Annotated in this window: 28 protein-coding genes and 1 tRNA gene; 12 read left to right on the top strand and 17 right to left on the bottom strand. The window is 42.9% G+C overall.

Annotated features, from left to right (window positions below):
• On the top strand, window positions 1–180 hold a 180-nt coding region (locus tag ACF8OV_RS12850; RefSeq protein WP_392404372.1), incomplete at its 5' end, for a hypothetical protein.
• Window positions 181–387: 207 nt separating this feature from the next.
• On the opposite strand, the gene ACF8OV_RS12845 is transcribed toward ACF8OV_RS12850, so the two are convergent.
• The 3 genes from ACF8OV_RS12845 to ACF8OV_RS12835 all read right to left on the bottom strand — a co-directional run bounded on the left by ACF8OV_RS12845 (window position 388) and on the right by ACF8OV_RS12835 (window position 3,603).
• Window positions 388–2,502 (bottom strand): TIR domain-containing protein, encoded by a 2,115-nt coding sequence (locus ACF8OV_RS12845; RefSeq protein ID WP_392404371.1) that lies wholly within the window; start codon window positions 2,500–2,502, stop codon window positions 388–390.
• A gap of 48 nt (window positions 2,503–2,550) precedes the next feature.
• The gene (locus ACF8OV_RS12840; protein ID WP_392404370.1) at window positions 2,551–3,249 is read right to left on the bottom strand and encodes a hypothetical protein; all 699 of its coding nucleotides are present in this window, start codon (window positions 3,247–3,249) and stop codon (window positions 2,551–2,553) included.
• A 186-nt stretch (window positions 3,250–3,435) separates the two neighbouring features.
• Window positions 3,436–3,603: a hypothetical protein gene (locus ACF8OV_RS12835; protein ID WP_392404369.1), complete on the bottom strand. Its 168-nt coding sequence runs from the start codon at window positions 3,601–3,603 to the stop codon at window positions 3,436–3,438.
• A 399-nt stretch (window positions 3,604–4,002) separates the two neighbouring features.
• On the opposite strand from ACF8OV_RS12835, the gene ACF8OV_RS12830 reads away from it, so the two are divergent.
• The 4 genes from ACF8OV_RS12830 (at window position 4,003) to ACF8OV_RS12815 (ending at window position 8,966) form a co-directional block, all read left to right on the top strand.
• Window positions 4,003–6,882, top strand: a complete 2,880-nt coding sequence (locus ACF8OV_RS12830; protein ID WP_392404368.1) for a DNA polymerase — start codon at window positions 4,003–4,005, stop codon at window positions 6,880–6,882.
• A 648-nt stretch (window positions 6,883–7,530) separates the two neighbouring features.
• Window positions 7,531–8,130, top strand: a complete 600-nt coding sequence (locus ACF8OV_RS12825) for a hypothetical protein (RefSeq protein WP_392404367.1) — start codon at window positions 7,531–7,533, stop codon at window positions 8,128–8,130.
• A 60-nt stretch (window positions 8,131–8,190) separates the two neighbouring features.
• A complete protein-coding gene (locus tag ACF8OV_RS12820; RefSeq protein ID WP_392404366.1) occupies window positions 8,191–8,679 on the top strand; it encodes a hypothetical protein in 489 nt (162 codons plus the stop codon).
• Between the two features lie 17 nt (window positions 8,680–8,696).
• Window positions 8,697–8,966 carry a hypothetical protein gene (locus ACF8OV_RS12815; RefSeq protein ID WP_258516350.1) on the top strand — a complete coding sequence of 90 codons (270 nt, stop codon included), beginning with the start codon at window positions 8,697–8,699 and terminating at the stop codon, window positions 8,964–8,966.
• A 240-nt stretch (window positions 8,967–9,206) separates the two neighbouring features.
• Here ACF8OV_RS12815 and ACF8OV_RS12810 read toward each other — a convergent pair whose 3' ends face one another.
• From ACF8OV_RS12810 to ACF8OV_RS12800, 3 genes are all read right to left on the bottom strand, one after another.
• On the bottom strand, window positions 9,207–9,404 hold the full coding sequence (locus ACF8OV_RS12810) for a glycine zipper domain-containing protein (protein WP_025589478.1): 198 nt from the start codon (window positions 9,402–9,404) through the stop codon (window positions 9,207–9,209).
• An 86-nt stretch (window positions 9,405–9,490) separates the two neighbouring features.
• The gene (locus tag ACF8OV_RS12805) at window positions 9,491–9,628 is read right to left on the bottom strand and encodes a hypothetical protein (RefSeq protein WP_023585706.1); all 138 of its coding nucleotides are present in this window, start codon (window positions 9,626–9,628) and stop codon (window positions 9,491–9,493) included.
• Window positions 9,629–9,643: 15 nt separating this feature from the next.
• Entirely contained in the window at window positions 9,644–9,766 is a 123-nt protein-coding gene (locus ACF8OV_RS12800; protein ID WP_254901957.1) for a hypothetical protein, read from the bottom strand.
• Window positions 9,767–9,944: 178 nt separating this feature from the next.
• Between ACF8OV_RS12800 and ACF8OV_RS12795 the strand changes: the two genes are divergently transcribed.
• From ACF8OV_RS12795 to ACF8OV_RS12785, 3 genes are all read left to right on the top strand, one after another.
• Window positions 9,945–10,850 (top strand): YafY family protein, encoded by a 906-nt coding sequence (locus tag ACF8OV_RS12795; protein ID WP_258516349.1) that lies wholly within the window; start codon window positions 9,945–9,947, stop codon window positions 10,848–10,850.
• Between the two features lie 395 nt (window positions 10,851–11,245).
• Window positions 11,246–11,371, top strand: a complete 126-nt coding sequence (locus ACF8OV_RS12790; protein ID WP_258516348.1) for a hypothetical protein — start codon at window positions 11,246–11,248, stop codon at window positions 11,369–11,371.
• A gap of 229 nt (window positions 11,372–11,600) precedes the next feature.
• Window positions 11,601–12,059: a hypothetical protein gene (locus tag ACF8OV_RS12785; RefSeq protein WP_039554733.1), complete on the top strand. Its 459-nt coding sequence runs from the start codon at window positions 11,601–11,603 to the stop codon at window positions 12,057–12,059.
• 526 nt (window positions 12,060–12,585) lie between these two features.
• On the opposite strand, the gene ACF8OV_RS12780 is transcribed toward ACF8OV_RS12785, so the two are convergent.
• From ACF8OV_RS12780 to ACF8OV_RS12740, 9 genes are all read right to left on the bottom strand, one after another.
• Window positions 12,586–13,017, bottom strand: coding sequence for a DUF2787 domain-containing protein (locus tag ACF8OV_RS12780; RefSeq protein ID WP_273982547.1), 432 nt, complete (start codon window positions 13,015–13,017; stop codon window positions 12,586–12,588).
• 100 nt (window positions 13,018–13,117) lie between these two features.
• Window positions 13,118–13,618: a hypothetical protein gene (locus ACF8OV_RS12775; RefSeq protein WP_392404365.1), complete on the bottom strand. Its 501-nt coding sequence runs from the start codon at window positions 13,616–13,618 to the stop codon at window positions 13,118–13,120.
• A gap of 44 nt (window positions 13,619–13,662) precedes the next feature.
• Window positions 13,663–14,046 (bottom strand): hypothetical protein, encoded by a 384-nt coding sequence (locus tag ACF8OV_RS12770; RefSeq protein ID WP_392404364.1) that lies wholly within the window; start codon window positions 14,044–14,046, stop codon window positions 13,663–13,665.
• A 102-nt stretch (window positions 14,047–14,148) separates the two neighbouring features.
• The gene (locus ACF8OV_RS12765) at window positions 14,149–15,384 is read right to left on the bottom strand and encodes a tyrosine-type recombinase/integrase (protein ID WP_392404363.1); all 1,236 of its coding nucleotides are present in this window, start codon (window positions 15,382–15,384) and stop codon (window positions 14,149–14,151) included.
• Window positions 15,385–15,541: 157 nt separating this feature from the next.
• Window positions 15,542–16,447: a sensor domain-containing diguanylate cyclase gene (locus ACF8OV_RS12760; protein WP_158083926.1), complete on the bottom strand. Its 906-nt coding sequence runs from the start codon at window positions 16,445–16,447 to the stop codon at window positions 15,542–15,544.
• Window positions 16,448–16,586: 139 nt separating this feature from the next.
• Window positions 16,587–17,147: a hypothetical protein gene (locus ACF8OV_RS12755; RefSeq protein WP_258516341.1), complete on the bottom strand. Its 561-nt coding sequence runs from the start codon at window positions 17,145–17,147 to the stop codon at window positions 16,587–16,589.
• A 206-nt stretch (window positions 17,148–17,353) separates the two neighbouring features.
• Entirely contained in the window at window positions 17,354–17,611 is a 258-nt protein-coding gene (locus ACF8OV_RS12750; protein WP_258516340.1) for a hypothetical protein, read from the bottom strand.
• A 402-nt stretch (window positions 17,612–18,013) separates the two neighbouring features.
• Window positions 18,014–18,098, bottom strand: a tRNA-Leu gene (locus ACF8OV_RS12745).
• 189 nt (window positions 18,099–18,287) lie between these two features.
• Window positions 18,288–18,953 carry an SDR family oxidoreductase gene (locus ACF8OV_RS12740; RefSeq protein ID WP_203505123.1) on the bottom strand — a complete coding sequence of 222 codons (666 nt, stop codon included), beginning with the start codon at window positions 18,951–18,953 and terminating at the stop codon, window positions 18,288–18,290.
• Window positions 18,954–19,247: 294 nt separating this feature from the next.
• Here ACF8OV_RS12740 and ACF8OV_RS12735 point away from each other — a divergent pair, with 294 nt between their 5' ends.
• Window positions 19,248–20,516: a DUF2254 domain-containing protein gene (locus ACF8OV_RS12735; RefSeq protein WP_203505121.1), complete on the top strand. Its 1,269-nt coding sequence runs from the start codon at window positions 19,248–19,250 to the stop codon at window positions 20,514–20,516.
• 181 nt (window positions 20,517–20,697) lie between these two features.
• Window positions 20,698–21,177, top strand: coding sequence for an RDD family protein (locus tag ACF8OV_RS12730; protein WP_392404362.1), 480 nt, complete (start codon window positions 20,698–20,700; stop codon window positions 21,175–21,177).
• Between the two features lie 49 nt (window positions 21,178–21,226).
• Here ACF8OV_RS12730 and lptG read toward each other — a convergent pair whose 3' ends face one another.
• Window positions 21,227–22,297: an LPS export ABC transporter permease LptG gene (lptG, locus tag ACF8OV_RS12725; protein ID WP_005461103.1), complete on the bottom strand. Its 1,071-nt coding sequence runs from the start codon at window positions 22,295–22,297 to the stop codon at window positions 21,227–21,229.
• Between the two features lie 3 nt (window positions 22,298–22,300).
• Window positions 22,301–23,401 carry an LPS export ABC transporter permease LptF gene (lptF, locus tag ACF8OV_RS12720; RefSeq protein WP_005461105.1) on the bottom strand — a complete coding sequence of 367 codons (1,101 nt, stop codon included), beginning with the start codon at window positions 23,399–23,401 and terminating at the stop codon, window positions 22,301–22,303.
• 201 nt (window positions 23,402–23,602) lie between these two features.
• On the opposite strand from lptF, the gene pepA reads away from it, so the two are divergent.
• Window positions 23,603–25,111, top strand: a complete 1,509-nt coding sequence (gene pepA, locus ACF8OV_RS12715) for a leucyl aminopeptidase (RefSeq protein WP_005461107.1) — start codon at window positions 23,603–23,605, stop codon at window positions 25,109–25,111.
• Window positions 25,112–25,225: 114 nt separating this feature from the next.
• Entirely contained in the window at window positions 25,226–25,675 is a 450-nt protein-coding gene (locus tag ACF8OV_RS12710; RefSeq protein ID WP_005497325.1) for a DNA polymerase III subunit chi, read from the top strand.
• Window positions 25,676–25,745: the final 70 nt, after the last annotated feature.

Genomic DNA, 25,745 nt, shown 5'->3' with positions numbered 1-25,745 from the left:
ACAAATGCCAGAAACAACAAAGCCCCGACTTACGTCGAGGCTCTGTCTTGGAATATGGTACCGGTGGGCGGACTTGAACCGCCACGCCCGAAGGCAACGGATTTTGAATCAAATTTAGCGGAGCTAAATGCGTGTATAAACAATTACTTGAAGTCATTTCCACACCAGAATCCATGGTAACTTATCGGCATGAAATGCACTGTTAGATTACGCAAGCAGAAACCCATCTAACCATCGCGTTTGCCCATAGCTCGCCAAGGAGCTCTAAGCGAACTACTGTTCAAAAGACGATTACATCAATCTATATAAATCATAGTGTTACATTACAATGAAAGCGAGTGATGAATTCCTTCGTGATCTTTTAACTATCTGCATTTAGCTCCAAATCTAAGATTCTAAATCACCCATATTAAAGCGATAAGAATCCAGTTTCCCTAATTCTTCACTATACCGTTTTCTAGTTTCATAACTAATAGACATATCATTTCTTAGGTTAGTTAGACACGCCTGACGAATCCCTTTGTATTGTTGACAGCTTTTATCGTGGAACTTATCCGTCAATATAAGAGCAGACTTAGCATCCCCTTTTTCCAAAGACAACATTGATATTTCACCATTCATAAGATAGCAATGAGAAAGCTCTCTCAATAACGCAAACCCTTTTCGTTTATGTTTTTCTGATTCCTTGTAAGCCTGGATTGCCTCTTTTATGCGACCTCTTTTCCTTTCCAAAAAGCCCTGTAAAAAATATATATTCTTGTAATCATCTATTGGATACAAATCATCAATCTGCTGTTGAGCTGCTTCCCATCGCTCATCTTGAATTAACGCCTTAATCAAGTATGTTCTAGTTGTAGCATTATCAGGGTTGTGCTCTAGAGCTTCGAAACCAAGCTTAATTGCATCTTTATATTTTCTTTGATGGTAAGCATCTTCAAGCATTTTAATGTAGTCAGAATTCAATTTGATGCCATTTTCACTAGCTTTGGAATCATTCAGGTAAAACCCTAACCTGAAAAGAACACGTGACAGTTCTAATTTTTTCTCATCTTCAACCTGTTCTATGTAATCGGACAAAGCTGGCAATATCGTTTGCAAAGCACTTGTATCTGCATACCCAAAAACACTATTTACTGAACCTTTTATTGGATCTGCAATTTTATATAGCTGTCCTGATTGAACCCTGATAAGAGAGCAATCAATCATGTCATAAATACGATCATGCGCTGTTATTTTGTCAAAGTCATCGTATAGTGAAAGAAGGGCATCAAGTGGCAAAGGAGAGTAACCAGCCAAAACTTGTAACACTTTTATGTCTGACTTTTGTAGGTCGTGATCTTTAAGGTGGTTTATAAACCTTTTTTGACTAAATTGTGCTAATTTACCTTTGTCATTCATCAAAGCGTCAATACCGTAGATCGATGCCTGCTTGATAGCAAAACTAGCTGCAGGTGGATAACCCGCTATATACTCCGTTAACTCTCGAATATGTTTCGATTCAATAGGTAAATTTGCTCGTCTAGACAAACTTGCTAATAACTGAGAAGTTGATTTATTGGAAAGCTGCTCAATAGCAAGTGACTTGACTTCTTGAGAGTTTTCCCTACTGATGCGACGAGTCAATATAAAAACCAAATAAGCATCATCACTATTTTCAACACCATCAACAATTTCATTTAGGAAGTTATGCAAGCAACCATCATTCTTTACAGCCCCCCCCATATCAATAAATAGGGGTAGCTCACCAGATCTAACGATATTACCAATATTTTTAATTGTTCTATTGATGGCATCTCTTTCTGGAAGATCCATTATTTCAGTAACGATATCTTTCAGCTCTTCTTGACAAGAGTAAGGTTCAATGACATCCGCTAGCTTTGCACAAATTGCGTTAGCGTTGTCACCAGAATCAACTTCTATCTCCACATACTTCTTTAGACTGTAAAGCTCTCTAATAGCACTTTTAATAAGAGCTCGCCTACCTACCCCTGGCAACCCAAATATAGATATAACTTGAGGGCTCTTGGTTCCATCAAATGGGTTTAAATACTCTTCTAATTCATCTCGTTCACTACCCCGCCCCAGAAATACAGGTCGTTGGAATTCATCCGCTTGCTTCTCCAAGTGATGCTTTATATCTCTCGCTATCGCGGAGGGAGAGTTTTCATTGACAATTAAAGCTGATTTCAACCAACTAGGAAGTAAGTCTAGGGAAACTCCACTACCAATGTTGTAGACGATAGACTTGCTGATCTGAGACTTCAATTGAGCATGAAATGCCTGACTTATTTCGAAGTTACACCAGAATGACTCTAGTGAGTTTCTAGTCATAAAAAATACGAATACTGATGAATTATCTAAGTGCTCCTGTATTGCATCTTCAAATTTGTCACCAACGTTAAAGCTTCTTTCATCAAAAACACAATGAAGCCTACCTAACTTATTTGCCACTTCTCGGACAAACTCTTTATCAATTGAGGAATGAGACAAAAAAGCTTTCAAATTCAGTATCCCTTTTATCATGTAAAAATAGGCTCTAGTTGACGATTGTCATTTTGAGCGAACCACCTTTTTTAACTCATCAGCAAATCTTTTTAGATTAGCATTTACAACTTCGATATTAGAAACTAACTGGTCATACTCTGGAAAATCACGCTGAATTTCTTGTGGAGACCTAGTTTTATTGTTATCAATATTTTTCGCAAACTCATACCATGAGCGATATTTAGCTTGCCACTCAGTCAAGTGTGGTCTTAGACCTTCATTTAACACTTTGGTCGAGATATCTATAAGCTTTTCAATATCAACTTGTTCTCGACCTCTAAGCTTTTCTACAGGGACAGCGGCTATTTGCTCCCTAACACAATGAAATAGAGAGTGCCAACTGTCATATACTTCAACAATAACGTCCTTATCACGTTGAAATGGAAGAGCAGCTTTCCTAGTAACTAACTCAGTCCAAATCCTATGAGCTACTTTTTTATCCTCAGTGTTAGCTTTTATTTTAATCTGACTTCCTGTGAATGGGTCTTTGACGGTAACTTCTTCTGCTCGAAAACCCTTAAAACCATCGAGTTTTATCTTTTTCATTATGCCTAAAACAAGGAGAATAGTTACAATTAAACTTACCGAAACAGGTAGGTTCACTTTTAGAGCTGTATTCAAACCATCTATGGTTATGGAAAATACATTAAGCTCGATAAGCTGACTGGCATTTGTATATGACAACATTTCGTTTTCTAAAGCCACTAGTGAATTACTCCGCAAACATTACAAACCTTGAGCCACCATTGGCTAGCTAACTCATTCTATATGCTCACACAATCTATGCAACAACAAGTCATATCAAGTACACATATGGAAACCCTCATCAGAGCATACATTTCGGCAATTAAACTACCAGCACCGAATCTCAGGCAACAAAAAAGGAAACAGCTACTCAACCAACTGTTCAATGAAACCATCAAACTCACCATCAACTTGATCCAGTGATAGATTGCGAACCTCACCTTGATTCTTAGCTCGACAAGCCTTGTCATTCAACGAGGTAATGGCCGTACCTAAATCACCACCAGAAACGAGACAAAAAAGCGCAGAATTCAATCAAGCAGTAACAAAGACCTGATCCCACTATAGGATCAGGCTCTCTATACCGCACATAAAGTCAGACCAAATCGCTCACCACTCACTATCAGGGTAATACCATATTAAATCGGACCTCCTAGCGGAGTTATTTATATGTTTAGTTACACTCGATGAAAAACAGCACCGTTTTGAGACTTCCCATACCCGGTATGGGTTTCTACTTTCATCAATTGCCCCACTCTCCATACCACACATCAAAATCTCAAAAATCATCGTTCTGCCCCTCCCACTTTCTACACAACCTTATCACTCACACACAAAACCAAGACGAAGCCACGCTCATCAGTGGATGAGCTCTGTGGTATAAAGAGGGACGCATCACCCGCCAACAATGCACTTGGTTATAAGAGAACAACGATGAACAATGAAAACAAACCTAACCATGTTGAAGCCATAGATAAAGAACTCGACGAATACTTCCAAGCAGAAACCACCGACCAAACCACAGTATCAAGCAGCATTGAACTCGACGCTTTTCTAGCGCAAGAGCAAACCGATGAATACTCAAGTAAAGCCGTCGATGATGAGCTCGATATCTACTTCGAGAATGAAAAACAATCACCATGGCAAGCACTCAAAGGTGATGATGAAGCGGTTCACATTGGTATAGACAGTGAGTACGTCTACAACGCCGAAGAAAACCGAAACGACATTCTGTCCTATCAATATTATCTAATCGCAGGTGAGCACCATATGAGTGATGTCGTGCTTACCCCCGTTGCTGATGTTATCAAGAAATCCAGAGCTGCGAACAAAAGCCGTGAAGATGAACTGAAAGCGATTAATCGCATAAAGAAACCTCGTAAGAAATTTGAAGAGTTCTTGGTTGAAGTACTCCAAACTGCAATGGGGCGCGGATTCATCACAGGATGGCCAAAGAAAATCTACATCTATGCTCACTACCTCAGAGCTGACATGGTGTCATTCGAAGCGTTCTGGGATACCAGTCAGAAAGCGAAACTGGAGGTCGTCAGAAGTACATTAACCTCCACGCGTGGCGCATACGGCATCGACCTCGACGCAGTGGGTAGAACCAAGCAAGCTTCAGAGCCCGTTCACTTTACAGACAAGAATGGAAAGAAACGTGAGAGTCGTGTCCGCTTTGTAGATACTTTACTACTTAGCCCAGGGCAAAGTGGACTTGATAGTGCGGGAGAACTCATCGGCATACCAAAAGAAGTGATCCCTGCTCCATATCGCAAAGACCGAATGGATGAACTACTCGTAGAGAATGAACCACTCTTCCTTCGTTACGCATTGAGAGACGCCGAAATCACCGTTAAGTACGGATTGGAAATGCAACGCTTCGCTCTTAACGACATCAAAGAATCATTAAAGGGTAAAATTCCAGAAAACAGGTTAGATAAACTTCAGTTTAAGCACCTACCATCAACACTGGGTAACTTCTCAGTATCACTCTTCAAAGCACTCACGGGTGATAAAGACGCATTAAACCAAGCACTCGGCATGGAGACCAAAACGATTCAATACTGGAATCAAACTCAAGGTCGAGTCATGCAGAAGAAAGAGACTGTCATCACAGCAGGTCGTCGTATCTTCGAACAGCTCAGTGTCGATTGTTTCCATGGCGGCAGAAACGAATGTTACGTGTTTGGTGGCGTAAACTTAGGCGATTACAACGATTTCGATCTTGCTACAGCGTACGTCAATGCCTTAATGGACATTAAACCCGTAGACTTCGAGAAAAGCTTCACTTCAACCAATATCAATGACTATCTCGGTCATAAAATGGGGTTTGCTTACGTTAAGTTCAGCTTCAATAAAGACACTACGAAATTTCCATGCCTACCCGTTAGAACTGACCTCTATGGATTATATTATCCGCTAGAGGGCTACTCTTACTGCACCGCACCTGAAATAGAAGTCGCATATAACATGGGATGTGATATTGAAATTCAGTTCGGAGTGATAGTTCCATGGATTGAAGATAAAGAGCCACTTTTCAAAGGCTTTACGGAACTCATCAGAGAGCAAAGACAAAAATACACGGATGAAGGCGATAAATTCAGAGAGAAGCTCTGGAAAGAAATAGGCAACACACTATACGGTAAATTAGGGCAGGGACTTAAAGGAAAACGAGGCTTCAACTCGTTAGATGGGTTAAGCAAAAATATCCCACACTCTCCTGTTACCAATCCATATTTCGCAGCTCATGCGACAGGGTTCGTTAGAGCGGTTCTCTCAGAGCAATTAGCAGGGTTATCGATACAGGATGATAAAGGTAATCACGACGGCGTTACCGTTGTAAGTGCCACAACAGATGGGTATCTCGTAGACTGTACTGAAGAACAACTCCATGTTTCAGGAACCATTAGCCAACGGTTCAGTAAGATATGCGAGCAAACGGGTGACGGTAAGATGATTAAGCATAAGCACCATGCTAAACAAATCATCGCAATGAAAACCCGTGGACAAATCACTGGTGAATATGGCGATACCGAACCTGTCATAGCAAAAGCAGGCGTTAAGCCACCAGAATCAGCCTTATCATCGGTAAAGGATGAAAATGCTTATATGGTCGAACTGTTCTTAGACCGCTACCCCGGACAGAAGATCCCAAACAACTCATTGATTTCACCTCGTGACATGTACCTTAAAGACATGGACTTGATAGAAATCCAACGAGAAAAGACGCTCAACTTAGAGTTCGACTTTAAGCGTAAACCCGTTAATCCTCGCATGACTAAAATCCGCCACCCTAAAGGTCACATCGTCGAACATATCTACTTCGATACCGTACCGTGGAAGAACGAGCAAGAGGGACAACAGATTCGCGCATTGTTTGATGGATGGCGACGCGATAACTGTCTTAAAACAATGGAAGATTGGGAGAACTGGATCGACTACAGCAAAACCAAACCACTACTGAAGGGATCATACATCAAGTATGAGGAAGGCGGTTCACAGGGTGCCCTGCTAAAACTCGCGTTAAGAGCTCTATCTAAAGAGAACTACGGACTCACCAAAACCATTAATGGTAAGAAACTTACTCTCAAACAACTTACTGAACTGTTTAACAATGCAGGATTTAGGATTGCAGATAATGCCATTAGTAATTCACGAGACACAGCCTTCCGTCCTAACGTACTCGCTGCAACCCCAAGACTAATCCCACTATTACGTTGGTTAATTGCAACGTTCCCTGACATGGAGATAGAACACTTTTTCCATAAAGACGAACTGGATGAAGTAAAAATGATGCTGAAGAACTCGTGATAGTTGGTAACGATAGCGGAAAACGTGAAGAGAACCGCTTACACACAAACACATAACTGGTTGATTTTAATAAATTATATCAACATAAATGGATGTTATATCTTGATAGGGGATTAGGTTAAAGATTTCGTGATGGGATTACTGACGTAATCAGAGGGGAATTGCGTGACCTAATTACACTATCAAGATACAACATCCATCTTTTAACTTAATATTATGATTTATATACCATTATTCAGTCAGAACTAAGTTTACCTATCCTAATTTTTTGCCTCTATTCAAACTAAAAAAGGAGTGGACGGTATCTACCCTCCATTCAAATGCATACAACGTGATCAGGTTCACAAAAATAACGCTAAAAATCTTGATCCAATTTGCTCTTGAAAAATCCGATACATGTCTAGCAGGCTCTTAAACCAATTCTCCCGAGTGGATTAATATCCCTTTTTAGTAACAAGCAATTCGGTAATACCCTCCTTACACGCCTTTTAAACAACGATACGCCCCCTTGTAATCCACTTTTCATTTTTTCACTATAAAACACTCAAATCCATAACTAAGTGATTGTTTTGAAAGAACTTTTACTATTGACCGAAAACTTAAAAGGGGATTAAATGGAGCTCTTTTTTAAGTATGGAGCCTAGAAAAATGACTGATGTAAACAAAGCATTAGAGCACATTGAAAACCTTTTAAGCGAGTTAGCCAATACAGCAGTAAACGCATTGTCGAACGCGGGGGCAGGTCGTGTTGTTGATAAGGAACTGTGTGAGCAAGCCCAGTACGATATTGGTGCTGCAATGCATGAAGCTAAGCAGCTCTTTCAAGGAAACAAGAATAAGTTCGGTAAATGGCGTGATGAAAATATTATCGGCAACGGTAAACGTACGGTAGATAAGCGCACGCTTACACGTTGGACTAACTTATGTGAATTCGGAACGCTAGATGAATGTCGTAAAGTAGGATTTACCAAAGTTTACAAGTTATCGAGTAAACGCTATGCACCTTTGCGTGAGCAAATTAAACAACACCTAGAACAACACCCGGGTGTTGAATCCGACACTATCAATGAAATGTTCAACGATTTTGCAACTCAAATAAAAACAGAGAAGAAACAAACCAACTCCGTTGTGAATGATGACTTGGTTGACAAAGTATCGGAGCTGGAAGCTCGCCTCAAAGAGCTAGAGCAGGAGAATGCCAACCTACGTCAACAATTAGAAGGTCAACCCACTCTTGAAGCTGCGTAACTTGTTACCGAAACGACATTATGACGTTTCGGTTTTGCTATCGACTATTAAGGAACACCCATGGCAACCGAAGTAAAAAAGAACACGGTGAACTTATTCAGTGTCAAGTTACAGGTGTCAACGAGTATCTTGGCATCAATCAATATCACTGATGGCAATATCAGTGTCAGAGCAGCGAGCGGTAAACAGCTAGCTCATTTGACTCTTAAAGATGAAGAAAGTGAGCAAAATCTCGATACGCTATTTGCTGACCTTGAGAAGCTTTGTATCCGAGACGCGAATTACTGGATAACCCTCCCAACAGGTAGTTGGGTGCGGAAAAACGCCATTCTAGGATATGAATGTCACCTTAGTGAAAAATATCAAGGACTTATCCTGAGAACTCAAGGTAACCGGATTCTTTCATTTATTCCCTGTGATGATCTAGATACACAGTTAATGATCAAACAGGAAATTCAGAAGGCTACAGCAGCCTCATCACCGTCCCGTCGTTACAAACCGACTTGGGACTTTTATCAAAAACGCAGTTTAACTGCATCTTTTACTTAACTATTGGAGTATCCATCATGAACATGTCTATCTATGATTTAATCGTTAATGCTTTCACCGCTGAAGCAAATCGCACGAACCAGAACCGCCAAACTCGCCTTCGTGAGGTTCGTAAAGTTGGTCAGAATATCGAGTCGAAAGGTGGCAAGATCCAACACTGGGATCAAATCCTTGATGAGCTTGAAACCGCGCTGGTGCACGACTATGACACTAAACGCGATTCTTTCGGTTACAAGGAGACAGCGAAACGCTTGAAGCAGGTGATTAGCGAAGTCACTGGTCACTAACGTGTTACAAGTTACTCTCACTACTTAATAGTTTTTTAATAGTACGTTTTTTATCAAATAAATTGCCCAGACCTTAGCGATTATTTCATGCAAGAATTTCCATATCCTATCTGAAAGGTGTTTGTTGACAGGCGTTAGCAAGCACCTTTCGACCTTCTGCTTTCCATTCTTGAAACAACATAATTTCAGCTCGAACCCACCAATAAAAAAGAAGCAGAGTCACCCCTACTTCTTCCTTTACTAGATAACATCTAGCTCATCTAACGCCCCTCCGATTAATGCACCTGCGACAAACCCGATCGCTCCACCAATCACGACACCCTGTGGACCATAGCGGGTACCGAGTGTGGCACCGTACTTCGCGAATTGAACACCTGTTGACGCGCTCGGCTTAAACCAGCGCTGCTGAGGGTTAGAGTGAAAATGTGTCTTCGCCATAATGTTTTTTCCTTTCCTATAGATACAGAAAAGGGCGATACCTTTCGATACCACCCTTGTTGATAAGCCTAATTTAGTGATGGGACTTAATCATCGTCATCATCAGCCATGAAGTCGCCGCCGAGCCAACCATCGTCGCCCGGTTCCATGTCGAAGTCCTGACTGAAGCCAGAATCTTCTGTGCCATCATCATAGTCACCTTGGTCTTCTGTCCAACCGCCCATAACGAATACTCCTTCTTAACTGTAATCCATTGCGCCACACGTATCGCATGACCCACCCTTGGTGACCCAACCGGGACAACCTAAAGAGCGGCATGAGTAACCTGATGCCATAAGTGGCTTAATGAATGTCACTTGCATTGCTTGTTTCCTTTAATTGACGTTGTAGTAAATCTACGTTGTGTAGTATCCCACTGCGCTCGGACAGGATGTGTCCAAGACCGCAGAGTGAGTGTGAAAATAGTCATCGTCATTGCCCTGCCTTATCCAATGAAAGCTATGCCAAACCTCAGTGCGCGACGGTTTGAAACATTTAAAAATGTTTTGCCCTCAACCTGTCCAAGGGAAACCGTACGCTAGTAGCATGAGCGATAAGAGTGAAAAGCTAGCTTTAAGGCTAGGTGACATATTGACGAGATTGTTTATGGGAGAAGTGCTCTCCCCTGAGCAGTTGGTCGCGGATTATCAGGTAAGCGAGAAAACCCTGAGACGCGATTTCAATGAAAGGCTAGTCAACGCTCCGATTATCCGCACTAATGAGGGTTATCGGTTAGATCCGGTAACTCGAAATAATGGTAATGCGAATACCAACAAGGTACTGCACGATACGGGTTTGTCTGCGCTACTACCTAATCACTACAAGTTCAACGGTCACACTCCCGTTCTGTTTAAGAACCCACGCTCCGAATCCATCGCGAAATTCGATGCGCTGTTTAGACAGTTGACCGAAGTTATTACCACTCACTCTGTTATTGACCTTATTTACAATGGCAAAACGTTTGAATCTGTCCATCCATATCGTTTGGTAAATGACCGTGGTATCTGGTTCCTCGCTGCGACCTACAGTGACCAGCTACATTCGTACCGATTACCGAATATTTCACGGATTCACCACCGGGAAGATAAATACAAACCGAGTCAAAAGGTCCACGAGGAGATACATAAACAAGGGATGGAGTGGCTAACTCCGGATGATGCTGAAGTGCTTGTACAGGTTGATAGGGACGTTGCCCCGCGCTTTCTTGAAAGTATGATTCTTCCCCACCAGCAGCTATTGAAAGAACTGAGCGACGGTAGTTTGTTGGTTAGCAGTCGAGTATCAAGATTGAGCGATATCTTGCCCTTGTTGAAGTCCTGGATGCCTCAAGTTGAGGTTCTCTCCCCAGTCAGCCTTAAGCTTGAACTGATACGCGATCTTCACGCTACTTTGGATCGTTACAAGTAGAAGACACGCTTCAGATGACCATACCCGATCAGCTTACGGAGTAATTAGATCATGATGATCCAAATGCTTTATTTGCTGTACGTAAATATTGTGTCATGACGTTGCCACGTTAATTAATGACGCCCTAGCGTTCCCTCTAGAAGCACAGCTCCAAAACAACAAAGAACCCCGACATAATGTCGTTTCACTACGCCGCGACCGACCGCCTTACCCATGAACTTGCCACTATGTACCGATTTTGAACTTACCTATGCTGGATAAGGGAAAGAGGTGATTTGACGAAACCTCAAACCGATACCGTTCAAGGGAAAACTCAAAATGATGCTGTTTTTCACCGAACGTAACCTAACTAATAAATAACTCCGCTAGGAGGTTGTTATTAAAGAGGTATAACCATGATGTCTGATGCACGAACTCTGCTCCAAATCACTCAGTCCAGTCCGTATTTTTACCTAGTTGATATCGCCAACTTGTTTAGCTTCACCGCCGTTGGCTATCTACTGGGTATGATGACTGGATAAACAGAGCCATGAATTGAACTTGTCACTATAGATTCCAGTGACAAGTTCCTTTTGTTACACCTAACCTGTTTTAACTAGCTTCTGAAAATAGGTGAAAAATTTGAGTAAAAGTTCATTTGTGTCAATCCATTCACGAATATCGTTATAAATCTATCAGTTAGACTAGTGTTTTATAAGTGAAGCATGTTTAATCCGCGTATCGAAACCAAAACAAAATAGGTACAAAAACATGTCTATTTCATTTAATAAAACAGAGCATCTACTTAACGACTGTCAAAGTGAGAAAATTGCCAAGTGTGCGGCAGCAGCTTGGGGACATGAAGCAACAATGGGAACTCAAATGTTTTTCGCAGAGTCGGATCACTACTCGATTCAGATGGCAGAAGAGCATTTGGAAAACCCAGAAAGCCAAGAAGTTATCTTCATTGAATTTCTAGCTTACAGCGACCATGAAAAGTCACGTACATCTGCGGTTGTTTACGAGAAAGAAGACCTCGTAATGCTTTGTCATTGGTTTTCATTTGGGGATGATGAGGAAGAATATTTTGAGCCTGGATACCCTATGACCACTTCCGGATTCTTCAGCTACCTGAACTCTCTACCAAATATAAAGAGACATGTTCACCCATCTGCACTAGATGACAAGTATCAGCTAGGTTTGTCTCTACTGGAAGAGCTAAGCCAGTAAGTTATACCTAATTCTGTTTGTACTGGGAGTAAATTGGATAAGTTGTCATTTCGTATGGCAACGTTGAAAATACCCAAGTTTTCGCGCCAAACTACGAACATAAGATTAAGGGGCGCCTCTCGTCGCATAATAGGCAAGCCTTTATCCCTAGTTGCAGAGATAGCATCAGACAAATCATTCTCTCGGTATTTTATATAGGCTTCCCATCCCTTACTGCTCCCATTGCTTAGACATAGCAATGGGAGCTTTTAATAACAAAACACCAGTGTAAACCAACCAAACTCGTTAAAATTAAGACTCCCTTCCTTGGTGTTTCCACCGTCCATTGCATCCAGCAACTTCATCCCCTCTGAATCCCGAAGGCAACGGATTGGGTAAACGTTGCTAAAACTTGCCCCAATGAAAAAGGCTTCCCATCACACCATGATTAACATGGAGCAATAGGAAGCCTCTGAGTCACTAGGAAGTGAGTAACCAATTTTATGGTTCATATACGGTGCTTTCAACTTGGTTCCAGACGAATGGACTAATCCACAGTGACTTTTATCTCATCGAACACGCCCATTTCGACGTAGCTGAGAAAGTTGGATTCCCACATCGAGTAGAACTCCATTACCTCACTATTTGTTATCGGCAGTTCTGGAACATAGGAAAAACTGGCTGTTCCAGATGAGAAGTTAAAATCCACCTCTTTAACCAGTTCGGGATAAGGACCACTGCAATACGCAAAGTCAGTGATGTAATCAAATATCCACTGGTCGTAGAGGCGAACAAGCCTGATTTCAACAGGGTGCCAACCGCCGTTTTCCGAACTATAAGATGAATCTCGGAAGTTGATCACCACCGATTGGATCATCGGTGTCCATTTGCCTGATTCGCTGATCACTCGGTTTAAAGCATCTTGAAGATCGACACTGACAGGCAGCAGTAATCGCTCAACGTCAAAAGTTAAGTTCATAATAAAGTCTCGTTTAAATTGTCAGGGAAGCACTCTTGTTAAGTGCTCAGTATGAAAGCCAGAAATGGTTTAGTAGGTAAGGAATGATGTGTTTTTGGGACTATTTAGCTTTGGTTTCAGAGTCCACTAATGACAGCAACTCATCACGACGTTGCTCGTAGTCTGTCGCAAGAACGTGGAGAAACACTGATTTCTCCGACTGGATGATAAGACCAAGCCCCCTACAACAAGCTGCCATAAAACCCGCGTTGTTCGCTGACTGCCCAGAAAACACACACTTCAGCACAGAACTCTTGAACGGCTTATCACCCTGCACATCCAGAACAGCGGTAATATCTTTAAGTGGTATCCATTCCTTGCTGTGCAGACCGCCACCTTCATTACCAGACATGCGGATATAGAGCTCGTTATCTCCATCATGAATGGCTATTTCATAGAACACGTGGTTCTCTGTTTTCGGACTTAACTTCTTCGCTTTGCCCTCGCGCACTATATGAGTGAAATGGTCTACTGGTTGATCGTCAGTGACCGTGACTTGTTCATTGCCCTCTAAGATTTCAGGTTGAACCGTTTCTTGTTTATTGCTTGGTTTACGTGCCATAGGACACCTCCTTTAAGATGGAATTGTTCAGGTTTAATTTGGTTTTAAGATTCAGTTTGGTCTGCTAACTTCACGACAGGGAACGTGGGACTGTTCATAGGAGCACAGCAGTACACGCCAGAGCCTTCCATGGTCACTATGGCAACCGCTAATAGCCAAGGACACTCATCGTCGTTTAACAACAGAACCCATTCAGGGTAGTTAGTAACAAAGCGAAGGAAGTGTTGGTCTTCCTCAGATTCCTCACTCAAGGTTTCGTCGGTATCGGACTCCTCAATCAAGTACAAAGTCGTACCGACCTCATCCCAGAACGCTTTCGTACTTTCTTCATCACCGAATGGCTCTATCAAGTGCTCTAGCAGCTTTGCTTTCACTGAATCAGGCATTGGCAGTGATTGAATGTCTTCAAACTTGTTTACTGTTTTCATTTCTAATCTCCGTTTAATAATGAAAAAGCCCCTGTTTAGCTCATCGCTAAACAGGGGCTTTTCTAATGTCGTTTCTAAATTAAATGGTTAAACCTAACTTCTTCATTCCCAACGTATCTCTGGCTTCGCAGTCACCATATCCGACAAACGAGAGCCAATCTCTCGTCTACGTCCAACGGTCAGCTTCGAATAGCGCCTTGTTGATGACAAGTCAGCGTGATTGAGCTGCTTGGCTATGTCGTGTAACGAAACACCTTGTGATGCCAGAAGACTACCAACAGTATGCCTTGCACTGTGCAGGGTTAGATTCGCTTTATCACCGGGTATGTCGGGCAGTCCCATCTTGACTTTGATAGCCTTGAAAGCATGCCTAGGTTGCCCTACTGGTTTACCCTTTTTGCGTCCAGGAAAGAGATACGGATTATTCGCCACATGAGGCACCGACCTCAAAATATCAAGCATGTAATCACTCAAGTAAATAACGTGGCTACTACCGTTTTTCGTATGCGGGATATTGAGTATTTTTTCCTCCCAATTCACATCGGATTTCAAGCGCAAACGCAGTTCCTTATCCCTTGCGCCAGTCAAAAACAGCAAAGCTAGGTACGCGCCGATGCTCTTATCCTCATGGTTCAGAGCGTGACCTATGAACTCCTTTAGCTGTGATTCAGACAAGTAACCAGTACGCACGTTATCCTCTTTCAACAAGCTCACCTTGTCAGCAATGAGCGGAGCATCCATCAACTTGTATGCTTGACGATTGATAGTTTTGAGCAGAGCTAGAACACGGTTAATCGAAGCAGGAGCATAAGGCTTGCCTTTAATCGTAACGGCGTTTTGCATCTCCATTTGGACTTTGATGATATCGGCGGCGGTTAGGTCGTGAATCGATATGTGATGTATTGACTTTGCTAAACGAAATCGCGCTACATCATCCTTCCAACTACGTTTCTGTTTAGCGAGAGGCAAATAGACTTCATCAAAGAACCGTTCCAGAGTCATCTCCTTAACGGTAGTCTGATTGTCACGCTCAAGCTTTGGATCAATACCTTCAATAATTTGCTGGCGATACTCTTTGGCTGTTTTGCGCAGTGTGGTGAGGTCAGTTTCAGGGTGCTTACCAAGACCAATAGATGCCTTCTTACCTGTTACCGGACTGGTATAACGCAGTAGGAAGCGTTTCCCTCCAGACTTACCCACTAAGCAGCGAACACCAGTAGGTAAGCCACTGTCTTTCATAGCAGATAAATTAACTTCGTAATCGGTAGATTTAGCGTTAGCCGAATTGGGTTTAAGGTTGTTGAGGAAAGTGGTGGTGAGTCGCTGTGATTTACTCATTCAAACCTCCATTAACTAGATATTCAATTAGTTAATATGTGTTTGAATGAGCGTTTGGTACGGGTAGTAGTTTGGGATAGCCCTAAGCTAAGATGAAATATCATTACTACCATAATCAAGTTTTGAAACGATCAATCACTTTATTTACTAACGCAGATCAACTTAAAGTTGAAGTAAGCACATACGGTATTTTTTCCTTTTTAGCTACATACATAGCTCTATCCGTCTTCTCTATTAACACTGATAATTCACGATCATCATGCGGATAAATGCCAATTCCGATACTAACTCCAACCGCAATATCACCATCGATCTTATCTACTGAAACAGGCTCTGAAATTAGTTCATGTAGTTTACTCGCAATACCTTTAGCTTCTTTTTCGTAGTTCTTGTGGTCATTAATATCAAACAATATAAGGATTTCATCCCCACCTACTCGAAAACAGATATCACTACTACGTAGCTGCCCTTTCAAGCGAGTAGATATCTCAACAAGAAGCTGGTCACCAATATCATGACCAAACGTGTCATTAATTAATTTAAATCCGTTTAAGTCTAGATAGGCAACTCCCAAACAACCAGAATCAAGCACGCTTAATGACTGATTTTCTAATACACTCTCAAGGTGTCGCTTATTAAATAAGCCCGTTAGTGCGTCAGTATTTGCTTCATCTTTCAGCTCATCAATTAACTCTTGAACTCTAGAGTAATCATGTAAAGTCGCTATCCCACATTGCATACCATTAAATACAATGTTTGCTATAGAGATTCTAGCGTTAAACCCGTCACCACTAGCATTTCGACAAGGCATAATACTTCTAGACATCATAGCTCTTGCTTGTGATTGGTTAAGTACAAAGTTACTAACCTTCGCATCGTGATGATTGACAACATCCGGTTGCATCAAGTCGTTCAGCCTAAGGGTTAACAATACATCTCTTTCATAACCAAATAACCGAGCGCATGACTTATTCGCAAACACAATATTAGAGTGTTGATCAACAATCAAAATGGCATCCACCAGAAAGTCTAAAAACTGAGAAATTTCATCTGATTGTTCCATTACCATACATATCCATACTAGTTAACATCAATAGATAATAGTTTGATTTCATATATATATCTTTGACTTAAGTACAACATCCACACATAAATACAGCCAATTAACATCACCAAACTAGTGGTATCAATAAGCTCTATCTTTAGCACCTAACCCATTTTTTCTTGGACTGAGGACTACGCTTGATTTGATTATTCTTTGATAGCTCATGAATAGCTCTAGAAAAGTCGGACTTTGACAGCCCTAGCTGCTTTTGAAAGCTAGGATCTAAAGCACGAGGAGACTTCAAAGCATGAAGAAGCTTGTCTTCAGGGGATTTTTGGGGTGTCTGTTGTGGCTTAACAATTGGAACAACTGTGTTCTCTCTAGTTCTGATGCTTTGAAAAGGTGCGCCTAATTGCTTGCACTGAAACTCAAATGCTGAGATCAAACTCTCATCATTACTGTAGAGCTCGAAGTGAACTGAACCCAGTTGCTTTTTATCTAAAGCGAGCAGCACCCTAGACAGATATGCAATGATATAGAAATCGGCTTGGTTCTGACCTGTCGGATAGTCAGACAAGAACAGGTACAACGACTTTTCACAAACAAGCTTGACTGAATCTGACTTAGAAAAAACAAAGACTTTATCAACGACAGACGCGTTTATTTTTTCTAATTCCTTCAGTCCTACATTTTCAGCATCGACGAAAATCATCTTCATAGTTGGCCAACCTCCATTTGTTCACCACTATAAAGAAGATTACACAGTTGCATATCGATATCAACTTGGGGTTAATTCATCTATGTGATTGACTGTAGATGTATTACCCCAACGCACTTGCGACACACAGCCAATCAATGCCCATAATAAAAGGCTTAAAGGAGGGCAGTGGAAACGAAATAACATCTCAGGCACCGAGTAGCAGCTTAAGCTATGCCCAGTTTACTTAGAAGCTTTCCATCTCGAATAAAAGCAGGAATATCAAGAGGTTCGTCATCATCATTTAACGATTTTGGAATTACTGCTTCTAGTTCCTCATACTTAACCTCGAAGAAGCGTGAGGCAGTCATAAGACCATTGATAAATTGCTTCTTACCAACCTTTTCAGCAATCAGTGAACTTGGAATATTAGCGTACTCTTCAAATTGCTCAGCTAAATGCTTTAGAAATGCTTCTTTACTCATGATATTAACCTTTAATAATCAAAGCCTAAATACAGAGTACATTTATAAAGCGCAATTATCCAAGCTTCCCACCCACGCAATTCATAAAAAGAATTCATTCACCGTAAAGTCACCATGGTCACACCATGGTTCTAGTAGCCCTGAATCCTTACTGATACTGGCTTGCGAGTTTACAGGATTTAGCATTTGTTGGATTTACTAGGATTCCCTTGCGCACAGAATCGACATGCGATGAACCATATATGGACCATGAGAGAGATTTTAAAGTTGATAAAGTGAGTCTAATCGAGCGAGAAAAGCGTCGATAACAAGGAAGGGGAAACGGGCTAAGCTTCTGATTTCTTGAGTGTTTTCAAAGCTTATAAACGACGAAAGGCCGCTATAAAAGCGACCTTTCTAATATGGTACCGGTGGGCGGACTTGAACCGCCACGCCCGAAGGCAACGGATTTTGAATCCGTCGTGTATACCAATTTCACCACACCGGCATCTCTGGGCTATTGCCTTTTGATGGTTGGCATTATACGGAAGCTTTTGACCTGCGCAAGCAGAAAAACCTTAAATAACTATCGTTTGCTGATAATTTCGCCACAAAGTGTGACAAAGCTAAGCTCGGAGGAGAAAATCAAATTCATCTTCACAAAAAACCGTGCAAAATTCTCTCGTTTAGAAAAGATTTACAGTCGATTCACTGTAATATCAGAAACGTAGCCATTGCCAATGTTAGCTAGCGAACCATGTATCATTAATGCTGCATCTTCTGCGCTCATAAAGCTACTCGTATCCAAGCTCTTACCACTGGTTTCCCAAAACTCCGTCGCCATTCCTCCCGGATACACGGCAATAATCTTCATTGGCTTACCTTTCAGCTCCAGACGAACCGATTCAATCAATCCTTTGACTGCCCATTTCACAGCGCAGTATGTGGATTCTTGAGCTTTGGGCTGCTGAGCCGCAGTAGACATGATCATCACTATATTAACAGGCTGATCCTTGTATCGCTTAACCAACTCACGAAGCACGTTAATCGCTGAGCTGAGATTATTCTCTATTAAGGTTTGAATCTGCTCTGGATCTTGCTCTTCTAACAACCCAAAGTACCCACTGCCTGCACTGTGAACCACCGTGCTCGGAATAGAATCTAACTGTTCAAACAATTGTTCCACTTCTTGATGGGATGCGAGATCACAAGCTCGATAGCCAACATTGTTCGATAAGCGGTTTGTGACTGTAGAGAGCTTACTCTCACTTCGGCCATTCAGATAAGTGGCTTTCCCTTCCGCATCATAAAGCTTGGCCAACTCCGCCCCTAAGCCGCTACTTGCACCTGTGATTACAATCATTTTCTACCTCGTTCGTAAAAATGCTTTCTAATGTGTGTACCAATTAAGGTAACGGAATATAGGCTGATTCACATCTTACGAACGCCATTCTTTGAAGCAGCATGACTTTCTGATTTTAACGCTCGTTAACTTCTAAATATGCCCAATAGTTTTCAAAACTATCCAATGGTTCGGATACCTGTACCTTGATCACGAAGCACAAAGAGAAACCGGAAATTTCACCTATGCTTAAACAAAGAATAACGTTTTGAATTTCCTATCGACTTTCTCACTAAAGATAAGAGGCACATGAGAATGACCGGCTCCAAATGGCAGTGGCTGCTTAAACAAATGACACGCAAACTGTGGGTTCGTACATCACTTTTCGCCTTACTTGCTGTTGTAACCGCCCTGATCTCTATTGTTTTAAATAAATTCATTACCCTGCCTCCCACCATCAATGTCAGTAATGAGCTGCTGAATAACATATTGAATATTCTCGCGACGTCGATGCTGGCGGTGACGACGTTTTCACTCAACATTATGGTTTCAGCGTACAGCGCGGCCAGTGCAGGGGTCACTCCTAGAGCTACTAAGCTATTGATGGAAGACAGCACAACGCAAAATGCTCTGGCGACTTTTCTTGGCTCATTCTTGTTTAGTTTGGTAGGCATCATCGCACTTGGTATTGGCGCCTATCACGAGCAGGCACAGATCTATTTGTTCATCGTAACCATGGTGGTGATCATTATGATCATCCTGACTCTACTTCGCTGGATTCAGCACCTATCTGTACTTGGTAGAGTCTCGGAAACCACCTCAAATGTGGAACAAGCGCTATTAAGTGCGATTCGAAAACGAGGCTGTGAGCCTTGGCTGGGTGCATTTCCTTGGAGTCATCCAGAGCACAAACCGAGAGGAAGCAAACCGATTGTCAGCAAAGAAATTGGTTACTTACAACATATTGATATGCACCACCTAGATAGTGTTGCTAAAGCCTCTCAATCCACTATCTATATTGAGAGGCAGCCAGGGAGTTTTGTTTATCTTGGTCAACCATTGGCTTGGGTCTGTGGCGAATTAACAGAAGAAAGTGAGGTAACGGCAGCGTTCACGATCCGAACTGAGCGATCCTATGACCAAGATCCTCGCTTTGGCTTAGTTGTACTTGCAGAAATAGCCTCGAGGGCCCTCTCTCCTGCCGTTAATGATAATGGTACTGCGATTGATGTTCTGGGACGTTCGATTCGGGCTCTTTCACTTTGGGGAGAACTTATTAGCCAACAGCCAACCAAAACTCGCTTCCCAAGATTGTTTGTGCCCTCGCTAAACTGCCAAGATTTATTCGATGATGTCTTTTTGCCGATAGCGCATGATGGGGCAGCTCAACTGCAAGTTCAGGTTCGCCTGCAAAAGGCATTACTAGCTTTGTCTAGTATGCATCCCAAGCTGTTTAGCGCTCCAGCAACCAAACTGTCAGAGAAAGCTTTAGAACTCACGTTGACCCAACATTTTACTGAAGATGAAAAGCATCAACTTGCGCAACTTTCGAACCAGGTAACTGACCCAAAAACACGGCGCTGACGATCCATTCAATCAGCATCGTTTTAAGCATACGCCTCAAACATGCGTATGCGCAGCCATCATCCTTCGTGAAAAGCTCTTAGATTTGGTCGTAATTGGAGAGTCTGTGCGTCAGCTCTCTTTTCACAGACTGGCGGAATCTATATCCTGACGCACAATTTTTAAGGTAAGTGATGGAATTATGACTACTTCTACAACTCTTCCACCAGCGGGATTTTTCCGTCGATTGGCCGCTTTGTTTTATGACACTCTAATTGTCTTAGCCATTGAGATGATGGCGGCGGGTGTCGTAATAGCAGTGGTGTTTGCTTTGAATGCAGCAGGCTTGCTGAGCTACGGAGAATATGTGGATGCCGCAGATATGTTAGGGAAACACCCGGTGTTGAGTCCGATATTCACACTTTATCTGGCGGTAGTCTGGATTTACTTCTTCGTCTTTTTCTGGACGCGAGCAGGTCAAACCCTAGGCATGCACGCTTGGAAAATGCAAATTCGAAACGCGAAAGACGGCGCTCCAATTACGGCGACCCAAGCATTAATCCGCCTTGCGACATCAGGCTTTGGTCTTGCGAACTTAACCGTGCCAATTGACCCGAAAAAACGTGGTTTCCACGATATCTGGGCAAAAACTGAAGTGGTGGTTTTGCCAAAAGCAAAATAAATCGCAGAGAAACAAAAAAGGAAGGCATAGCGCCTTCCTTTTTCTTTGATTATAGCTTTCTTCTCAGCAACGCCACCGCAATCGCCAAAAACGCTAAGCTCGGGGCTAAGGCACCAAATATCGGCGGTATACCATACACCAGAGTCAATGGCCCGAAGAACTCACTGGAGATATAGAAAGTGAAACCAGCCACAACGCCAGATAAAACTCTCGCTCCCATTGTTACACTTCGCAACGGGCCAAAGACGAAAGACAACGCCATCAGCATCATTACGGCAATCGACAAAGGCTGCGTCAGTTTACGCCAAAATGCGAGTTCGTAACGTGAAGCATCTTGCTCTGATGCTTTCAAATACGTCACGTAATCATACAAACCGCTCAGAGAGAGCTCTTCTGGTTTTACTGTCACCACGGCTAGCTTGTCAGGAGCCAACGACGTGTGCCATTCCATTTGATCCATCTCTTGTTTGGAAATCACGTTTTCGTCTTGCATGTTGGTGATTTGCACGTCACGCATCAACCAATTGTTATCTTGTTGGTAATCCACTTCTTCAGCGAAGATAACTTTTTCTAAGTTCTTGTCATCATCAAAGCGCCACATGTTCAACGCATACAACTTGTCATCTTCCACTTTACCGATAAAGATGAAGTCGTTGGCATCACGAGCCCAAACCCCAGCACGAACCGAAACGATGCTGCCGCCAGACAATGCAAAAGATCGCAAATCACGCGCCATTTTCTGAGCTTCTGGAGCCCCCCATTGACCTAAAGTCATCACGATAAGCATCAATGGAACGGCCGTTTTTAGCACGGACAAACCGATATCCAGCTTGGAGAAACCCGCCGCTTGCATGACCACAAGCTCAGAGCTCGACGCCAGCATACCCAAACCAATCAGTGCACCCAGCAATGCTGCCATTGGGAAAAACATTTCAACGTCACGAGGCACGCTCAACAAAACGAAGTACAAAGCGTGCGTCAGGTCATACACACCACGCCCCACTTTTCGTAGCTGTTCCACGTATTTGATGATACCCGATAGGCCAACAAACGTTGCCAAAACCAAGGCTGTGGTAGAAATGATGGTTCTACCGATGTAAAGGTCTAAGATTTTGAACACAGCTTACGCGAGCCTCTTCTTACGGAATTTTTCTTTCATTCGTCGAGCTGGAACACTGTCCATCATATTGGCCATGATCGCGACAATCAGCAACATCGCATTAATAGGCCACATGCCAATCGCCGCCGGAATCGCACCGTCTTCCAATGCCGATTTTGTCGCACTAATCGCAAGGAAGTATGCCAAGTAAATCAGAATCGCCGGGCCCATTTTGGCAAAGCGCCCTTGACGAGGGTTCACCGCAGACAAAGGAATCACAAGCATCGTGAGCAATGGAATACATACAAACAGAGAAATACGCCATTGCAGCTCCGCTTGCGCTTCAGGATCCGGATGGCCAATCAAATCCGCCGTTGGGTAAGCTTCCCAGTCACGACCTTTCTGTTTGACTTCACGCTGCCCGATCACCCCTTCATATTCATCAAATTTGGTGATCATATACTCCACGCGAGTTGGCACACCTTCATAGCGCGTACCTTCTTGCATCGTAATAACCTGACGGCCATCTGACAGTTCTTTTACTTCACCAGAAGAAGAGAACATCACGCTAGGTAGAACCGAATCTCGTGGACGCATTTGCGCGACAAACACGTTACTAAGCGTGCTGTCCTTAATATCGTCAATGAATACCACGGATGAACCGTCTGGCGTACCTTGGAACTGACCCTTTTTAAGTAAGTCGACGCTGTTTTCCGCCGCGACTTGTTCGTAAAGGTGCTCCACTCGGTCTTGAGACCAAGGTGATAACCAAAGTGCATTAAACGCAGCCACACCAGAGGTGATCAACGCCAAGTAAAGTGCAGCTTGCACTAGGAACTTGTTGCCGATCCCCGTCGCATTCATCACGACAATTTCGCTTTCTGCATAGAGACGACCAAAAGTGATCAATATGCCGATGTACAAACTCAATGGCAGCATCAATAAACCCATTGCTGGCATGTTCAAACCAACAATAGAGAAAATCAATCCAGCAGGAATATCCCCGTCAGAAGCATCAGCGAGAACACTGATGAACTTCTGGCTCACAAACACCAAAAAAAGTACGAAAAAAATCGCAAATTGACTCTTGAGTGTTTCGCGGATCAAATATCTAACAATAATCACGCTGAAATTACCTATACAAAACTTGTTTTTTTGGTCGAATCACTATAGTTTCCCGTTGAACCATTTATTTTTTTAAAAATTATAAACTAAATGTTAGTCGCTTAAATCAGCTCTGAATGTAAGCTAGGAGCTAAAATTCAACAAGTAAGCGATCATTATCTAACATTTAGAGCAATTTGTCTTCAGGATGTAGGAGTACGCATGGAGTTCAGTGTTAAAAGTGGCAGTCCAGAGAAACAACGTAGCGCATGTATCGTTGTTGGTGTGTTTGAACCACGTCGCCTTTCTCCAGTAGCCGAGCAACTTGATAAAATCAGTGACGGTTACATCAGTTCACTACTTCGCCGTGGTGATCTAGAGGGTAAACCTGGTCAGATGCTGCTACTGCATCAAGTACCAGGTGTTTTGTCAGAGCGCGTTTTACTTGTCGGTTGCGGTAAAGAACGTGAGCTTGGCGAGCGCCAGTACAAGGAAATCATTCAAAAGACGATCAGCACACTTAACGAAACAGGTTCGATGGAAGCTGTATGTTTCCTAACTGAACTGCACGTTAAAGGTCGCGATACTTACTGGAAAGTTCGCCAGGCAGTAGAAGCGACGAAAGATGGTCTATACACATTCAACCAATTCAAGAGCGTTAAACCTGAAACTCGCCGCCCACTGCGTAAACTTGTTTTCAACGTACCAACGCGTCGTGAATTGAGCCTAGGTGAAAAAGCAATCACCCACGGTCTAGCCATTGCGTCTGGTGTAAAAGCATCGAAAGACCTTGGCAACATGCCACCAAACGTAGCTAACCCAGCTTACCTTGCCTCTCAAGCTCGTCGTCTAGCGGACGATTACGAAAGCGTCACCACCAAGATCATCGGTGAGCAAGAGATGGAAAAACTGGGCATGACATCTTACCTAGCCGTAGGTCGTGGTTCGAAGAACGAATCTATGATGTCTATCATCGAGTACAAGGGTAACCCTGACTCAGATGCAAAACCTATCGTGCTTGTAGGTAAAGGTCTAACCTTCGATTCAGGCGGAATCTCATTGAAACCGGGCGAAGGTATGGATGAGATGAAGTACGACATGTGTGGTGCGGCATCGGTATTCGGTACAATGAAAGCGCTAGCGAAGCTAAACCTACCAATCAATGTAATTGGTGTTCTAGCAGGCTGTGAAAACATGCCAGGCAGCAACGCTTACCGTCCAGGTGACATCCTGACCACAATGTCAGGTCAAACTGTTGAAGTACTAAATACTGACGCAGAGGGCCGTTTGGTTCTGTGTGATGCACTGACTTACGTAGAGCGTTTCGAACCAGACTGTGTTGTTGACGTAGCAACGCTAACAGGCGCTTGTGTTATCGCACTTGGTCACCACATCAGCGGCGTTCTATCGAACCACAACCCACTGGCGCACGAACTTGTAAACGCTTCTGAGCAATCAAGTGACCGCGCGTGGCGTCTACCAATGGCGGATGAATACCACGAACAGTTGAAGAGCCCATTTGCTGATATGGCAAACATTGGTGGTCGCCCTGGTGGCACTATCACTGCGGGTTGTTTCCTGTCTAAGTTTGCGAAAAAGTACAACTGGGCACACATTGATATCGCAGGAACTGCGTGGAAGTCAGGCGCAGCGAAAGGCTCAACGGGCCGCCCTGTCTCAATGCTTGTCCAATTCCTTTTGAACCGCAGCGGCCAAGAGACAGAAGAGTAATTTCTGAACAAAATCGAAAAGGGCCGCAAGGCCCTTTTTTATTACCCCGATTTTCTTCATTGAAAATGGGCTTTAAGATGGTCTTAGGATGAGACCAAGGCAAGTGAGAGAGTAATGCAAACTGCGACCTTCTACATCATTAACGAAGAGAGCCCGCAAGCAACGACGGCTGGCTTTGAAGAGTACATCGTTTTTTTGGCGCAGCATTTCGCACGCCAAGGCGCTAAAGTGTACCTAAACTGCCAAGATAAACCGCATGCCGAACAGCTTGCTGAAGCTTTCTGGCAAATTGATGCAGACCAGTTCATGGCACATAATCTCGTTGGCGAAGGACCGAAATACGCCACCAATATTGAAATCGGCCACGATGGCGTGAAACCATCTTGGAATCGTCAACTGGTAATTAATTTGGCGGAAAATGAGACAACCTTTGCGAACAAGTTTGCTCAAGTGGTAGACTTCGTGCCTTGCGAAGAAAAAGCTAAACAGCTCGCAAGGGAAAGATATAAAATTTACCGACAAGCAGGCTACCAGCTGCAAACGATCGAAATTCAATATCCTTAGCGGTCAATCCTTATAGTTAAGCTCTCTCTTTAGAGAGTTCACTTATAGAGATTGACTAAGATTCAACCAT

Source organism: Vibrio sp. GLN_1, from assembly GCF_043106015.1.
GTDB classification, from domain to species: Bacteria; Pseudomonadota; Gammaproteobacteria; order Enterobacterales; family Vibrionaceae; genus Vibrio; species Vibrio parahaemolyticus.
This window is presented reverse-complemented; position numbering and strand designations above follow the sequence as displayed.

Excerpts from the sequence above, each read along its gene's own strand:
- ACF8OV_RS12735 (WP_203505121.1), top strand. The coding sequence starts at position 19,248 with ATGACCGGCTCCAAATGGCAGTGGCTGCTTAAACAAATGACACGCAAA.
- ACF8OV_RS12765 (WP_392404363.1), bottom strand. The coding sequence starts at position 15,384 with ATGAGTAAATCACAGCGACTCACCACCACTTTCCTCAACAACCTTAAA.
- ACF8OV_RS12730 (WP_392404362.1), top strand. The coding sequence starts at position 20,698 with ATGACTACTTCTACAACTCTTCCACCAGCGGGATTTTTCCGTCGATTG.
- ACF8OV_RS12750 (WP_258516340.1), bottom strand. The coding sequence starts at position 17,611 with ATGAGTAAAGAAGCATTTCTAAAGCATTTAGCTGAGCAATTTGAAGAG.
- ACF8OV_RS12760 (WP_158083926.1), bottom strand. The coding sequence starts at position 16,447 with ATGGAACAATCAGATGAAATTTCTCAGTTTTTAGACTTTCTGGTGGAT.
- ACF8OV_RS12805 (WP_023585706.1), bottom strand. The coding sequence starts at position 9,628 with ATGGGCGGTTGGACAGAAGACCAAGGTGACTATGATGATGGCACAGAA.
- ACF8OV_RS12755 (WP_258516341.1), bottom strand. The coding sequence starts at position 17,147 with ATGAAGATGATTTTCGTCGATGCTGAAAATGTAGGACTGAAGGAATTA.
- ACF8OV_RS12825 (WP_392404367.1), top strand. The coding sequence starts at position 7,531 with ATGACTGATGTAAACAAAGCATTAGAGCACATTGAAAACCTTTTAAGC.
- ACF8OV_RS12770 (WP_392404364.1), bottom strand. The coding sequence starts at position 14,046 with ATGAAAACAGTAAACAAGTTTGAAGACATTCAATCACTGCCAATGCCT.
- ACF8OV_RS12830 (WP_392404368.1), top strand. The coding sequence starts at position 4,003 with ATGAACAATGAAAACAAACCTAACCATGTTGAAGCCATAGATAAAGAA.
- ACF8OV_RS12790 (WP_258516348.1), top strand. The coding sequence starts at position 11,246 with ATGATGTCTGATGCACGAACTCTGCTCCAAATCACTCAGTCCAGTCCG.
- ACF8OV_RS12780 (WP_273982547.1), bottom strand. The coding sequence starts at position 13,017 with ATGAACTTAACTTTTGACGTTGAGCGATTACTGCTGCCTGTCAGTGTC.
- ACF8OV_RS12815 (WP_258516350.1), top strand. The coding sequence starts at position 8,697 with ATGAACATGTCTATCTATGATTTAATCGTTAATGCTTTCACCGCTGAA.
- pepA (WP_005461107.1), top strand. The coding sequence starts at position 23,603 with ATGGAGTTCAGTGTTAAAAGTGGCAGTCCAGAGAAACAACGTAGCGCA.
- ACF8OV_RS12800 (WP_254901957.1), bottom strand. The coding sequence starts at position 9,766 with ATGCAAGTGACATTCATTAAGCCACTTATGGCATCAGGTTACTCATGC.
- ACF8OV_RS12785 (WP_039554733.1), top strand. The coding sequence starts at position 11,601 with ATGTCTATTTCATTTAATAAAACAGAGCATCTACTTAACGACTGTCAA.
- ACF8OV_RS12820 (WP_392404366.1), top strand. The coding sequence starts at position 8,191 with ATGGCAACCGAAGTAAAAAAGAACACGGTGAACTTATTCAGTGTCAAG.
- ACF8OV_RS12775 (WP_392404365.1), bottom strand. The coding sequence starts at position 13,618 with ATGGCACGTAAACCAAGCAATAAACAAGAAACGGTTCAACCTGAAATC.
- ACF8OV_RS12810 (WP_025589478.1), bottom strand. The coding sequence starts at position 9,404 with ATGGCGAAGACACATTTTCACTCTAACCCTCAGCAGCGCTGGTTTAAG.
- ACF8OV_RS12740 (WP_203505123.1), bottom strand. The coding sequence starts at position 18,953 with ATGATTGTAATCACAGGTGCAAGTAGCGGCTTAGGGGCGGAGTTGGCC.
- ACF8OV_RS12710 (WP_005497325.1), top strand. The coding sequence starts at position 25,226 with ATGCAAACTGCGACCTTCTACATCATTAACGAAGAGAGCCCGCAAGCA.
- ACF8OV_RS12795 (WP_258516349.1), top strand. The coding sequence starts at position 9,945 with ATGTTTTGCCCTCAACCTGTCCAAGGGAAACCGTACGCTAGTAGCATG.